Origin of the sequence: Pseudobacter sp., from assembly GCF_051955275.1 — a bacterium.
GTDB lineage: Bacteria > Bacteroidota > Bacteroidia > Chitinophagales > Chitinophagaceae > Pseudobacter.
Genome location: NZ_JBQCGW010000183.1, coordinates 1 through 13,961 on the forward strand (window position 1 = coordinate 1; position 13,961 = coordinate 13,961).

Annotated in this window: 11 protein-coding genes and 1 pseudogene; 9 read left to right on the forward strand and 3 right to left on the reverse strand. The window is 48.2% G+C overall.

The window, feature by feature from the left end:
* Positions 1-39: 39 nt before the first annotated feature.
* Positions 40-1,944, reverse strand: a complete 1,905-nt coding sequence (locus ACTHMC_RS15645) for a PKD domain-containing protein (protein ID WP_440414392.1) — start codon at positions 1,942-1,944, stop codon at positions 40-42.
* A 516-nt stretch (positions 1,945-2,460) separates the two neighbouring features.
* Here ACTHMC_RS15645 and ACTHMC_RS15650 point away from each other — a divergent pair.
* A complete protein-coding gene (locus ACTHMC_RS15650) occupies positions 2,461-3,096 on the forward strand; it encodes a DUF4136 domain-containing protein (RefSeq protein ID WP_440414394.1) in 636 nt (211 codons plus the stop codon).
* 39 nt (positions 3,097-3,135) lie between these two features.
* Positions 3,136-3,765, forward strand: coding sequence for an outer membrane beta-barrel protein (locus ACTHMC_RS15655; protein WP_440414396.1), 630 nt, complete (start codon positions 3,136-3,138; stop codon positions 3,763-3,765).
* A 190-nt stretch (positions 3,766-3,955) separates the two neighbouring features.
* Here the strand turns inward: ACTHMC_RS15655 and ACTHMC_RS15660 are convergent, their stop codons facing one another.
* Positions 3,956-4,507: a YqgE/AlgH family protein gene (locus tag ACTHMC_RS15660; RefSeq protein WP_440414398.1), complete on the reverse strand. Its 552-nt coding sequence runs from the start codon at positions 4,505-4,507 to the stop codon at positions 3,956-3,958.
* 269 nt (positions 4,508-4,776) lie between these two features.
* Between ACTHMC_RS15660 and ACTHMC_RS15665 the strand changes: the two genes are divergently transcribed.
* Positions 4,777-6,147 (forward strand): sensor histidine kinase, encoded by a 1,371-nt coding sequence (locus tag ACTHMC_RS15665; RefSeq protein ID WP_440414400.1) that lies wholly within the window; start codon positions 4,777-4,779, stop codon positions 6,145-6,147.
* A 6-nt stretch (positions 6,148-6,153) separates the two neighbouring features.
* On the opposite strand, the gene ACTHMC_RS15670 is transcribed toward ACTHMC_RS15665, so the two are convergent.
* Positions 6,154-7,380 (reverse strand): S-adenosylmethionine:tRNA ribosyltransferase-isomerase, encoded by a 1,227-nt coding sequence (locus ACTHMC_RS15670; RefSeq protein WP_440414401.1) that lies wholly within the window; start codon positions 7,378-7,380, stop codon positions 6,154-6,156.
* Between the two features lie 612 nt (positions 7,381-7,992).
* On the opposite strand from ACTHMC_RS15670, the gene mraZ reads away from it, so the two are divergent.
* From mraZ to ACTHMC_RS15700, 6 genes and pseudogenes are all read left to right on the forward strand, one after another.
* A complete protein-coding gene (mraZ, locus tag ACTHMC_RS15675) occupies positions 7,993-8,469 on the forward strand; it encodes a division/cell wall cluster transcriptional repressor MraZ (protein WP_440414402.1) in 477 nt (158 codons plus the stop codon).
* Positions 8,466-9,395 carry a 16S rRNA (cytosine(1402)-N(4))-methyltransferase RsmH gene (rsmH, locus tag ACTHMC_RS15680; RefSeq protein WP_440414403.1) on the forward strand — a complete coding sequence of 310 codons (930 nt, stop codon included), beginning with the start codon at positions 8,466-8,468 and terminating at the stop codon, positions 9,393-9,395. The genes mraZ and rsmH overlap by 4 nt, the downstream gene beginning before the upstream one ends.
* Positions 9,388-9,759: an FtsL-like putative cell division protein gene (locus ACTHMC_RS15685; RefSeq protein WP_440414404.1), complete on the forward strand. Its 372-nt coding sequence runs from the start codon at positions 9,388-9,390 to the stop codon at positions 9,757-9,759. Before rsmH ends, ACTHMC_RS15685 begins: the two co-directional genes overlap by 8 nt.
* 2 nt (positions 9,760-9,761) lie before the next feature.
* Positions 9,762-11,909 (forward strand): penicillin-binding protein, encoded by a 2,148-nt coding sequence (locus ACTHMC_RS15690; protein WP_440414406.1) that lies wholly within the window; start codon positions 9,762-9,764, stop codon positions 11,907-11,909.
* A gap of 22 nt (positions 11,910-11,931) precedes the next feature.
* Positions 11,932-13,398 carry a UDP-N-acetylmuramoyl-L-alanyl-D-glutamate--2,6-diaminopimelate ligase gene (locus tag ACTHMC_RS15695; protein WP_440414408.1) on the forward strand — a complete coding sequence of 489 codons (1,467 nt, stop codon included), beginning with the start codon at positions 11,932-11,934 and terminating at the stop codon, positions 13,396-13,398.
* Between the two features lie 34 nt (positions 13,399-13,432).
* Positions 13,433-13,961, forward strand: a pseudogene (locus tag ACTHMC_RS15700) (phospho-N-acetylmuramoyl-pentapeptide-transferase); the annotation flags it as partial.

Genomic DNA, 13,961 nt, shown 5'->3' on the forward strand with positions numbered 1-13,961 from the left:
CTTGCCACCGTATCATTTTTTAAACCATTCCGGTAAACACTACTTCTTCACGATCTTCCTGACCTCACGCCAGCCATTCTCCCCGGTTATGGCTACGAGGTAGATGCCTGTATTGAGCTGGCGGGTATCGATATCCGCCATCAGTTGATCCTGTTGTTTGGTATACTGCGCGTCTGTGATCACCCTTCCTTCCATGCTCAGCAGTTTCACGGATACTTTTCCGCGTTGCTGGTTGTTCACATTGATCCAGAGCGTTTGCTGTACAGGGTTAGGGAAGAACTCGGTTGAGTTGGTCATTATTGTTCTGCGCACCGGAACTATCTGGGAGTAGATGCTCTTGCCACCCAGGGACGTGATCTTCAGGCGATAGTATGATTGTCCGGATGCATGGAACCAGCTGTAGTGCTGCTGCATATTCTTACCGGAACTGTGGGTAGTATATACAGTGGTATATTTCTTTCCATCATTGCTGGATTCCACTTCAAACCTTTCATCTCCTGTTTCTTCCGTTGTGCTCCAGTTGATATCTGTTCCTGTTCCGCTGGCTTTGGCAGCAAACAGGGTAAGCTTGATGGGAAGGATTATGGATGAAGACTTCACTATAACAGTGTCTTTGGTAGTGGCGCCCAGGTTATCCGTTGTTTGTAATTCGAATTTATAATCTCCGATCAGCAGGTTGGAGATCTTAGGGGCAGGAGCCGTTGCGCTGCTGATGCTGTAAACGGCAGGGCCATCGATCTTGGTCCAGCGATAACTTACTACAGTGCCGTCAGGATCATAAGAGCTGCCTCCGTTGAGGTCTGCTTCCGGGATAATCACATCCTGGTCAGGTCCTGCTTCCGTTACGGGAGGAATATTGGGCGTAGTACCACTAACCACGGTGATCACCACCTGATCAGTACCCCAGTCTGCGCGGTCATCCACTGCTTTCAGTTCATATACATAAGTACCGGCAGTGGTGAGGTTGATCACTTTGGTATTGCCGTCAGTGGATACGGATGTAACGATATTGCCGGTTGAAGGTCCTGATACTTTACGCCAGATGAAGCGTACCAGTTTCCCGTCTTCATCCTTTGAGAATACAGCGCTCAGGTTCACCTGGGCCTTGGTGGTGGAGATGGTTACATCCGGACCTGCATTTGCCGTTGGGCGGCGATTGATTGGTAATGATTTGTTCTGACCAAGGAACCATTCATAGAGGTTTGGGTTCTGATTGCTGTAACCAACATCATACACGCGGTCCCAGATACCGTGGCCACCTGTAGGCCAGATAGTCATGATGGGATCCACTTTTGGACTGCATGAATTACGGATATAATCGATAGATCCTTTTGTGCAGCTCACTGGTGCAGCGCTGTTATCATCGTTTGCGTGGAAGCTCCACATAGGCAGGTCAGCCTTGGCAATATTACACCAGTCCGTGGTCTGACAGGCTCCACAGCTGGTAGCGATGGCGGCAAACTGTTTGGCCTTTTGCAGGTCATCACCGCAATATTTCCAGGTTCCGCCACCGCCCATACTGAGGCCGGTGAGGAAGATGCGGTTGGTATCGATATTGAAATTGGCTTTACCATACTTGATCATCTCATCAATGTAGAAGTGTTGCCAGAAACTGTAGCTGCCTTCATTGAGCTGAGGCATCAGTACTACAAAGTTTTCTGTTTTTCCATTCCAGGTGAAGGTCATGTTATGACCATTCTTGATATTCAGTGCGAGGCCATTGTTCAGCACCCTGCTCAATTGAGTGGTGCCGTTTCCACGCTCACCAAATCCATGGAGAAAGATGATCATCGGATGTTTTACAGCCGGATCGTATGTGGGGGCTTTGAATTCATAGAAGCCGATATCCTCGTTGCTGTTAGTCTTCTTGATAGATCTTGCGGTCAGTTGTGCGCTGGCGGTTGCGGTCACTAGCAGGCACAGGATTGCTAAAGTTGTTTTCATTGGTTCGGATTAAGAGAGTTAAGGATCTGTGCTAACGGTAAGGAACAAGGAAAATAATGGGTACGTAAGTGGAGCAAATGAGAGGGTATCAGCCGGGAGGCTCATACATACGATAACAATAAGGAGAGAGCAAACAGTGGTTAAGGGGTTGTTTGGTCTTCATAGGGATTAAATTGTACTCAAGTATAACACAATTACTGTACCGATGGGCCACAGCTGCGGAAAGCAGGGCAAAATCGAGGGTTTCTGCGGGACGAGCCCATCGTGTATTTACGAATGCTGATCCGGTGTGCATTTCGTAGAACTGACATGTAAAAATAGCAGAATGCCATTTTTTCTCTTTAATTCCATTTTAATTCGGCTGTGGTTTTCAGGGTGTTTTCTGTGCTGTTTTAAGGCCGTTTTAACCTCACTGTTAGTGGACTGTTAAGCTGATTTACTGCCTGTAAACGGGCACTGGGTTTGTGTCGTCTATAGGTGGAATTTTACTTTGACAGGTACTTAAAAACAGGAAAAATGAAAAACGTGTTCTTAACCATTGGCATTGCGGCTTCGTCCATGCTGGTGCTGGCAGGATGTACGAAAGACCCGCTCAATCAATTAACAGAGGAAGAAAGCAGGATTTACATCACCAACCGCGATGATTCCGCAAATTTCTCTTCTTACACCACCTTCAGTGTGGCAGATTCAGTGGCAGTGATCAGTAATGGCAAGCTGGAACAGAAATCAGCTTCGAATGTTGACAAAGCTTTCATCAATGCAGTAATAACGCAGTTAACAGCAAAGGGGTATACCATGGTTGCAAAGGATGCAAAGCCTGACCTCGGTATCAATATCAGCCGGATCTATAATACTTATTCCGGCGTGGTGAGTTATCCCGATTACTGGGGTGGCTATTACGGCGTATGGGATCCCTTTTACTGGGGATACCCCGGCTATGGCTACGGATGGGGTGGTTATTACGGAGTTTATTCCATTAAAGAAGGTGCGCTTTCCATCGATGCACTTGACCTGAAGAATGCAGCAAAAGACCAAAAGATCAAAGGCATCTGGAATGGTCTGATCCGTGGATCCGGCATTTTCAATGCAGGTACTGCAGACAGTCAGATCAAGGCGCTCTTTGACCAGTCCACCTACTTCAGGAAAAGCTAATCAGACGAACAGATTGTTTAACAGGAAAAAATCAGCATCATGAAAAAGATCAGCATTATTGCTTCAATGATAGCCGGCGCCTTTCTCTTTGTTCTGGCGCCTGCAAAAAGCCAGGCACAGCAGGGCGTTACCAAATTGAATATCGGTTATAATATAGCCTCGCCCCTGGGCTCCTTCAAGGATGAAGTTAGCAAGACTTCCTTTCGCGGCTGGACGGCCAGTGTGCTGTACGGCATTACAGATAAGATCTCCGTGGGACTGGGAACAGGCTACCAGGATTTCTATGAAAAGTATCCCCGCAGCACCTACAAACTGGCGGAAGGTGGCGATGTGAGTGCTGTAGTGAGCAACTCCATCCAGGTAGTGCCTATCCTGGCTACTGGTCAGTATAATTTCATTCCCAATGGAGTGGTACAGCCTTATGCAGGAGTAGGTGTAGGTGGTAACCTGGTGTTCTACCGTCAGTTTCTTGGAGAGTTTGGTAACAGCAAAACCAAATTCGGATTTGCTGTAAGGCCTGAAGCCGGTGTGTATATTCCATTCGGAAAGAACAGCCGCACCGGTATTACATTGAATGCGAATTACAACTATATGCCATTTGATTACAATGGCGTGAAGCAGTTAAGTAACTGGGGTGGTGGTATAGGAGTGAAGTTCCCCCTCGAATAAGGATCGCCTCAGGGTATAAAAAGCCGGCTGTAAAACACTGGTATTTTTATATCATTCGGCTTGATGACGTTGAGAAGACGAGAGTGAAAGTGAAGAAGAAAACGGGGAGATGATATTGAAGGGGCGGCACACGCTGCCAGAAAATGAAAGCCCGCGGTATGCGGGCTTTTTGTTATTTTAAGTAATGGGGTTAATTCAATTGAGGATCGATCGGGAAATTGGCCATCATTTCATAATCACCGCCGAGTTCTTTCAACGAGTCTTTCCAGATCTCATCGATATTCTTATGGAACACCAGCTTGCGGGTAGCCTGCGCTGTGAGCCATGATTTTTCCTTGAGCTCATCAGCGAGCTGGCCATTGCCCCAGCCGGAGTAGCCGATATAAAAGCGGATCCTTGTCAGATCCAGGGAGCCTTCTTTGATGAGAGAGATGGCAGTCTCGAAATCCCCACCCCAGTAAATACCGTCCATCACCTGGAAGCTTCCGGGGATGAGATCGGGGTACTGATGCAGAAAATGAATGGTATCCATCTGAACAGGGCCGCCATAAAATACAGGAAGTTTCAGCTCTTCCAGGTCATTCATCAACTCATCGAGCGTATGGTTGAAGGTCTTGTTGATCACGAACCCAAAACTGCCTTCTTCCTGATGATCACATAAAAAAACCACTGTTCTCATAAAATTGGGATCCTTGAGAAAAGGCTCTGCTATCAACAACGTACCTGGACCGGGAGCTATCATATTTCTAAATTAAGACTTATATATTATTGACAAAATGATTGTTTAAAAAAAGGAAGGTTGATTAAAACTTACTAAGTTAGCGGCGCGGCTTGGTAAATCTTAGTTAAAAGGACTGGCGCGGATTTAGCGCAGTCAGCCGTTCATCAACAGTTCATTAATTTTGCCGCTTGAATTATCTGCTGAGGAAAACTGATTGAAACAATTCCCGAAAAGGAATTGCTGCCGATGGATAGGTGCGGGTAATGACAGCGACAGTAAAAACATATCATTTGCAACTAAGGAAAATATTTCCTGTGATCATTGTACTGATCAGCCTTTCGCTGATCGGCACGATCTACGTACAGTATAACTGGCTGCTTACCATGGAAGCTGAAAAGCAACATGAGTTCAAATCCAGGCTGGTAAAGTCAATGGGCGATGTGGCCAACTCCCTGATGGAGCAGAAGAGCGCATTGCCCACTCTCAAAAGTTTCCGCAACAAACCAGGCCTCAGCTGGCCCTCAGAACAGTTCCGCATGGAGCTGATGAAGCCCCCCACCATCGCTCAGAAGTTCACGGAGTTTGAAGTGCAAGAAAAACTGCAGAAATCCTTTACCCAGGAAGGGCTGAAGGATATCAAATTCGAATTCGCCATTACGGCCAATGTGAACCTGATGCATTATGAACTGAAATCGCCCAACTTCCTCAATCTCTGGCAGGATACTGTCAATAATTTGCAGCTGGTCTATTACTTCCAGCCCGAAAGTGGCAGTGACCTGGAGAACCTGGTTCCTGAAGAAGTGATGATGGTGGTGGTGCCCAATGTAAAAAAACTGGTGTTGAAACAGATGCGCGGTATGATCATCGGCGCTATCTTCTTCACCATCGTGATCATACTTGCCTTCTATGTTACAGTAGCAGCCCTCATCCGTCAGAAGAAAATGAGTGAGATCAAAAATGATTTCATCAACAATATGACGCATGAGTTCAAAACGCCATTGGCCACCATCTCGCTGGCAGTGGATGCGCTGCGGAACGACAAAGTATTGCAGGACCGGCAGAAGATGGATTACTTCAGTGGCATCATCAAGGAAGAGAACAAGCGGATGAACAAACATGTGGAAACCATCCTGCAGGCAGCTGTGATGGACCGCCAGGAATTACAACTGGCCAAGCGCCCCCTGCATGTGCATGAACTGCTGAGTGAAATGATCGATGATTATGAATTACGCTTCCAGGAAAAGAACGGGCACGCCGAGTTGCAGCTCAATGCCCGCAGAGACCTGGTGGAAGCAGATCCCGTGCATTTCAGGAATCTCTTCTCCAACCTTATCGATAACGCAGTAAAATACTCCGAAGATAACCTGCAGCTTAAGATCACCACGCATAGTACCAACAAGAACCTGGTGGTGCGGCTGGAAGACAATGGCATTGGTATGAGCAAGGAAACGGTGCGCCGGATCTTTGAGAAATTCTACCGTGCGCATACCGGCAATATTCACAATGTGAAAGGTTTCGGTTTAGGTCTCAGCTACGTGAAAACCATTGTGGATGCGCATCATGGCAAGATCAAGGTAGACAGTACCCTTGGCCGTGGCTCTGTATTCACGCTGGAATTTCCCCTGTTGAAGAACACAGGTGTGGATCCTGAATTAGCGTAATATTTATTATTTCCTGAACAACAGACAGCCATCCCCGTAACTGAGGAAACGGAACTCTTTTTGCAGGGCGTATTCGTAGATCTCACGCCAGCGTGGACCTGCAAACGCTGCCACCAGCAGGAGCAGGGTGGATTGCGGCTGATGGAAGTTGGTTACCAGTGCATGCGGGATGCGGATGGTGTATCCAGGTGCAATCAGCAATTGTGTGCGTGTGAGTAGTCTTGACAGATTGTTTGCTTCAAGATATTGTAACAGTGCTTCCAGTGCGGCTTTTGCGGTAAGATCCCCTTTCATTTCATAAGCATCCCATTGTTTAACGGTCAACTCTTCCAGGGTTATTGAAGGATTGCCGGCTACTTTGCATCCCAGCCAGTAGAGGGATTCGATGGTGCGGAGGGATGTGGTTCCCACGGCCGTGATATGCCCATCGAGCTGTTCCTGTAAATTTCGGATACTCTCCACCGTTACATCGATGTACTCGATGTGCATGGGATGACCCTCCAGGGTATCTGCTTTCACGGGTTGAAAAGTACCTGCGCCAACATGCAGGGTAACAAAGCTGCGGCGGATACCTTTTGCATCCAGTTGCCTGAACAGTTGTTCCGTGAAATGCAGTCCGGCAGTGGGTGCTGCCACAGAGCCTTCCTGCTCTGCATAGATAGTCTGGTAGCGGGTTTCATCACTATGCTCTGCCCGTCTTTTGATATAGGGTGGGAGGGGCATTACGCCTGCAAGATGCAACACTTCGGCAAAGCTGATCTCCGGATCGTTCCAGCTCAGTTCAATGGCAAAGCTGTCCTGCAGTTTTTCAATATAACGTGCATGCAGGCTGAGCTCTGTGTTGCCGTGAGGGATCTTTTTCTCCAGAATATTTCCGGGTTTCCATTTGGAAGCGCCGCCTACGAGGCATAGCCAGGTAACGGAGCCGCGGGTGGTCATGGCTGTGGTGATATCGGGATATTGTGCATGTGGTTCCAGGCAAAAGATCTCGATACTGGCCCCGGTGGTTTTTTGAAATAGAAGACGCGCTGCCACTACGCGCGTATTGTTGAACACCAGCAATGAGTTGGAAGGCAGGTACTGGTCAAGGTGACGGTAGATGTCTTCACTGATGCTTTCATTTTTCCAGATGAGCAGTCGGGATGCATCCCTGTCTGGCAATGGATATTTAGCGATTAGTGGCTCGGGAAGTTCGTACGTGAAATCTTTAATGGAAATTTCTTTCGGGTGCATCTGTGTTCAGCTGGTTAAAAATCAAAAGCGGGGCAAAGGTAGGGTGTAATATTTACTCGGAGAGCCGCCGTCGCTCGCGTCCCCGCGAGTGACAGGTTTTTGTTGCCTCCGGCGAGCGCCGTGTCGGCGGAGGCGACGGAATAAACGTCACCTGCGGGGACGCGACCGACGGCGGCACACGCTGATTGCTGCCGGCACACCCGGCCCTGTCCGGAAAATCCCACCATCTAATCCCCTTTCCGGAATTTTGACATTTTCTCCCACTCTTCCCCCAAAAAACCCGATTTTATCATTTTTGGCTCTTTTCAGAGCCTGGGGATGAGTCTGGTTTAAATACACAGGGAACCCACTAATCGTAACTCTGAAATGTGTTGATAATGAGGGGGTAATATATTAAATTCACATGATACGCACAGGTAATCCCCATTAATTCGTGAGAAATCCACATTTGGTCTTCCTGTTGTTCACATTTAATCATGAAATACAGGCTGGTGGCAGGTTTGAAATATGCAAGCCTGTGGAAAAATTAAATTTTCCAATTCCCTCCCTGAACGTGGGAAATTGTGTTATTTTGTGATTAGAAATGGGAATTAGGCATTTTATCCGCTGTAAATGATTGAATTTCTGGGTGAATATGAGGCTACGCTGGACGCCAAAGGGCGTTTCCTTCTACCGGCTGCTTTAAAAAAGCAGATTCCGGAAGAAGCAGGGACCCAGTTTGTGATCAACAGAGGCATAGAATCTTGCCTGGTATTGTATCCCACGCTGAGCTGGAAGCCGATATTTTCCAGGTTAAGCAAATTGAACGATTTCGATCCCAAGGTACGCGAATTCAGAAGAAAATTCCTGAATGGCGCCACCAACATCGAGTTGGACGCTGCGGGTCGATTACTGGTTCCACCCAATCTGAAGGAGTATGCAGGACTGGATAAGGACATTGTGGTGGTTTCTGCCGTAAACAAAATAGAAATCTGGGATAAAGTTAAGTACCAACAGTTCTTTGAATCTTCTTCATCTGACAATTTCAGTCAACTGGCATATCAGGTGATGGCAGGCACCGATGGTGCCCCATCCGACCTTGAGTTATGATAAATGAGCAGGAAAATAGTTCATACCATGTGCCCGTTCTGCTGCAGGAAGTACTGCAGGGACTGAATATTCAGCCAAACGGCATTTATGTGGACTGCACTTTCGGAGGCGGCGGACATTCCCGCGAGATCCTTCGTTTGCTGGGACCGCAGGGGCAACTCATTGCATTCGATCAGGATGCAGACGCCCGGCAGAACCTTCCGGATGATCCCCGCGTTACCTTCGTTCCACATAACTTCAGGCATATACAACGCTTCCTCCGCCTGCATAATGCCACTCCCATTGACGGCATCCTGGCTGACCTCGGCGTCAGCAGCCACCAGTTCGATGAAGCAGAGCGCGGATTCTCCACCCGTTTCGACGGCGATATGGATATGCGGATGGATACCAGGCAGGCACTCACCGCATTTGAGGTGCTGAACTCTTACTCCGAACAACAATTGCACAAACTGTTTGAGCAATACGGAGAGGTAACAAACGCTAAAACCCTGGCCAGAACTATCGTTCAGACAAGGCAGACGCAATCCCTCCGCACTATCGCCAATTTCAAAACGGCCGTCCATTCAGTAGTGAAGGGGAATCCCAACAAGTACTTTGCCCAGGTTTTCCAGGCGTTGCGCATTGAAGTGAATGATGAATTGGGAGCATTGAAAGAAATGCTGCAACAGATTCCTTCTCTCTTGAAACCCGGTGGACGTGCTGCAATCATCACGTTCCATTCGCTGGAAGACAGGATCGTCAAAAATTTTTTCCGCAAAGGCAGTTTCGAAGACGAAGATCTCTCTGACCCATTCGGTAACAAACCCGTTGAACAGGTCTTTAAGATCATCACCAAAAAACCGGTGACCGCCTCCGATGCCGAATTAAAAAGAAACCCCCGCTCCCGCAGTGCCAAACTGAGGGTAGCAGAGAAAGCATATGAGTGACGAGAAAGATATAAAAGAAGCAAAGGAAGCCAGGGCAGCCAGAAGAGAATGGCTGAAAATATTCAGCTACCGCTGGATCACACGCAATATCCCTTTCTTTTTATTTCTCGCAGGATTGGCAGTAGTGTATATCTATAACGGTCACTTCGCTATCAAAACGATACGAAGTATCGAAAGAACAGGAAAAGAGATCAAGGAACTGCAATACGAATACAAGACACTCAAAAGTGAAGTGATGTTCCGCAGCAAACAAAGCGAGATCGCCAGAGAAGTGGACACACTCGGACTGAAAGAACTGACCGTTCCTCCCATCGTTCTGAGGGACTCAGCCTACAAAGCCGATTCACTGATGAAAAAAAGATAAAAGTGGAAGTAAAACGCGACATATTATGGAGGGTCTACCTCGCATTCCTGTTGATAGTGGTGTTCAGCATCATTATCATCGGTCGCGCTATCTACATCCAGCAATTCCAGGGCGCGCACTGGCTCGCTGAAGCCAAAAAAGATATGCAGCGCTACATGGAAACCGATGCCGAACGCGGTACCATCTATTCCGAAGACGGCGCCATGCTCAGCACCTCCATCCCTTACTTCGATATCTATATCGATTTCGGCGCACAGGGACTGAGAGACAAGAACGGAAAAAGATTCACAGAAAATATCGACTCTCTGTCACTCGGATTAAGTAGTCTGTTCAAAGACCTCTCTCAGCAGGAATACAAAACGCTCCTGCAGAACGGATACAGGAAGAAGAGCCGCTATTTCCTTTTCAAAAAGAATATCACATTTCAGGAATACAAAACACTCCGCACCTTGCCCCTCATCAAACAGGGAAAAGACAAAAGCGGATTCATTGCTGAAGTGAGAGATAAAAGACTGAACCCGTTTGTTCTCCTGGCCAACCGAACCATCGGACTCAGCCGGGAATATGTGGATAGTGATGGAAAGGTGAAGAGCACCAATGTAGGACTTGAAAAAACCTACGATTCGTTACTGAAGGGAGAGACCGGTAAAAAACTCATGCAGAAAGTAGCAGCAGGTGTATATGTACCGGTAGATGGAAGTGAGATAGACCCGAAGGATGGAAAGGATATCGTTACCACACTCGATGTAAATATCCAGGACATCGCAGAGAACGCTCTTTTAAAAGTAATGCAGGAAAATGAATGCTCAAACGGCACCTGCATCGTAATGGAAGTGAAGACAGGTAAGATCAAAGCCATCGCCAATCTCGGTAAAAGACCCGACGGCTCTTACTGGGAGGATCTCAACTACGCGCTCCGCGCTTCTGAACCGGGATCAACCTTCAAACTCGCCACCATGCTGAGCCTGCTGGAAGACAAATACATCACGCTCGACCAGCATGTGAATCTCGAAGGTGGCGCCTGGAAGTACATGACCCGTACCGTATTCGATTCTGAAGAGCATGGCAAATATGATGTAACCGTTCAGCAGGCATTCGATGCCAGCTCAAACGTGGGAATGGCCAAACTGGTGACCACTTATTATAATAAGAATCCGAACCAGTATATCAACCACCTGAAGAAACTGAGGTTCGATAAGTATTCAGGTATCGACCTGCTCGGCGAAACACCACCGGTGGTGAAAACCCCCAAAAGCAAGACCTGGAGCGGCACGTCACTTCCCTGGATGAGCTTCGGATACGAAGTACTGATCAGCCCGCTGCAATCACTGATGCTTTACAATGCAGTGGCAAACAACGGAAAGATGATGAAGCCTTACCTGGTAAACTCGGTACAGGAAAACGGGCAGGTGATCAAACAGAACGAACCGGAGATCCTCGAAGAAGCCATCTGCAGCCCCGCAACATTGAAGGCATTGCAGAAATCACTTCGCTCCGTTTGCAACACACCCGGAGGAACAGGATACAGGCTCTTTTTAGGAACACCTTATGAAGTGGCAGGTAAAACCGGAACCTCCCAGGTGGCCAACGGGAACAGGGGATACGCTGATCATATTCACCAGAGCAGTTTCGCCGGTTACTTTCCGGCCAGGGACCCGAAGTACAGTGTGATGGTGGTGATAGTGAACAAACCCTTTGCTTCAAAGTATTATGGGGCGGCCATCGCCGGACCCGTGTTCAAGGAAATTGCAGACAAGCTCTACGCCCTGAATGCCGATGAAGACAAAAGCAATGAAAGTTTCCGCGTAGCGCGCATGAAACGAGACAGCAGCAATTATTTCTACGCCGGACAGGCGGATGACCTGAGGCTGATCATGGACGCTGTGCAGATGAAATATAAAGACTCTGTGAAGAAAGACGAGTGGAGCAGAATGTATGCCGTGAATTATCAACCGGTGATCAACGGGCAGCCGGTCTCTAAAAAAGCAATGCCCGATGTGAGAGGGATGGGATTGAAAGATGCCATCTACCTGCTGGAGAACATGCAACTGAAAGTGAATGTGCAGGGAAGAGGAAAAGTGAGCACACAGAACATACTGCCCGGAACCCCGATAAACAAGGGACAGGCAGTTTCGATAGGATTGAATTAACTAATATAGACTAACCCAAGGCATGGCAATTCTGCAGGACATCTTGTATAAGGTGCGGATCCGTTCCGTTCACGGCGATACGCGTGTTAATGTGAATGCATTGCAGCTCGACTCCCGCAAAGTGGGCGCAGGTGATGCTTTCATCGCGCTGAAAGGCGTGGCCTCCGATGGCCATTCCTATATCAGCAAAGTAGTGGAGCAGGGCGCTGTTGCAGTGATCTGCGAAACAATGCCTGCTGAGATCAAAGAAGGCGTTACCTACGTTGAAGTAGAGAACAGCCATGTAGCCGCCGGGTTTATTGCACATAATTTCTACGGGCAACCTTCTGAACAGCTCAAACTGGTGGGCGTTACCGGAACCAATGGTAAGACCACTATCGCCACCTTATTATTCAAACTCTTTTCCGGTTTGGGGTATAAATGCGGCCTGCTCAGTACTGTCGACAATCATATCGGTGACCAGGTGATCCCTGCCACGCATACCACTCCTGATGCAATAAGCCTCAATGCACTGCTGAAACAGATGGTGGACGCAGGCTGTGAGTACGCCTTCATGGAAACCAGTTCCCATGCCATCCATCAGAACCGTATTGCAGGGCTCCGCTACGCCGGCGGCCTGTTCAGCAATATCACACATGACCACCTGGACTATCACAAAACATTCGACGAATACATCCGCGTGAAGAAAGCATTCTTCGACGCCCTGCCTTCCGATGCATTTGCAATTTCAAATGCAGACGATAAACGTGGTGGCGTGATGCTGCAGAACACTTCCGCGCATAAATATTTCTACAGCCTGCGTACCCTGGCTGACTTCAAAGGAAAGATCATCGAGAACGCACTCACCGGACTGGTGATGACCATCAATGATCAGGAAGTGCATTTCCGTCTTATCGGAGAGTTCAACGCCTATAACCTGCTGGCAGTATATGGTGCAGCCGTTTGCCTGGGACAGGACAAGCATGAAGTGCTGCGTGTGCTGAGCATGCTCACTGGTGCGGAAGGCAGGTTTGATTACATCATTTCAAAGAACGGTCAGGTGATCGGCATCGTGGATTATGCACATACTCCGGATGCCCTGCTGAATGTGCTCACCACTATCAAGAAACTGCGCAAAGGGCATGAACAGATCATCACCGTGGTGGGATGCGGTGGCGACCGCGATAAAACCAAACGCCCTGAAATGGGTGATATCGCCTGCGAGCACAGCGACAAAGCGATCTTCACTTCGGATAACCCACGCAGTGAGGACCCGCTGGAGATACTGAAGGATATGGAGGCAACCCTGAACAGCGCCGCAAAACGCAAATTCATCTCCATTGCTGACAGAAAAGAAGCTATCAAAACGGCCGTGAGCCTTGCCAAACCCGAAGACATTGTGCTGATCGCCGGCAAGGGGCATGAGAAATACCAGGAGATCAAAGGAGTGAAACATCCCTTCGATGATAAGCAGGTATTGCAGGAGATGTTTGATATGTTAGATAAGTAAGACCAATAACCCAAAGCAAAAACACCGAACCAGCATGTTGTATCACTTAACCGAATGGCTTAAAGAACTTGGGGTCAGATTTCCCGGGAGTGCATTGTTCCAGTTCATCACATCGCGTGTGATGCTGGCCGTTATACTCTCGTTGCTGATCACCACGGTCTTCGGTAAAAAGCTGATCAAATACCTGCTTAAGAAACAGGTGGGTGAAACCGTGCGCGATCTCGGTCTCGCTGGTGAGCAACAGAAGAAAGGAACTCCCACCATGGGCGGTCTGATCATCATCCTCGCCATCCTGGTTCCCACACTGCTGCTGGCCGATCTGAATAAAGCCTATATCCGGCTGATGATATTTGCCACCATTTGGCTCGGCATCATCGGTTTTATTGACGACTACCTGAAACTGCGCGCCAAAAAGATGGCCCAGAAAACAGGCGTGCCCTACAAGAAAGGGGATAAGGACGGATTGGCAGGCTGGTTCAAAGTGCTTGGACAGGTGGTGCTGGGTATTGTAGTGGCCTGCGTGATCCTCTTCAACCAGAATACCAAAGTGTGGAGGGATTATA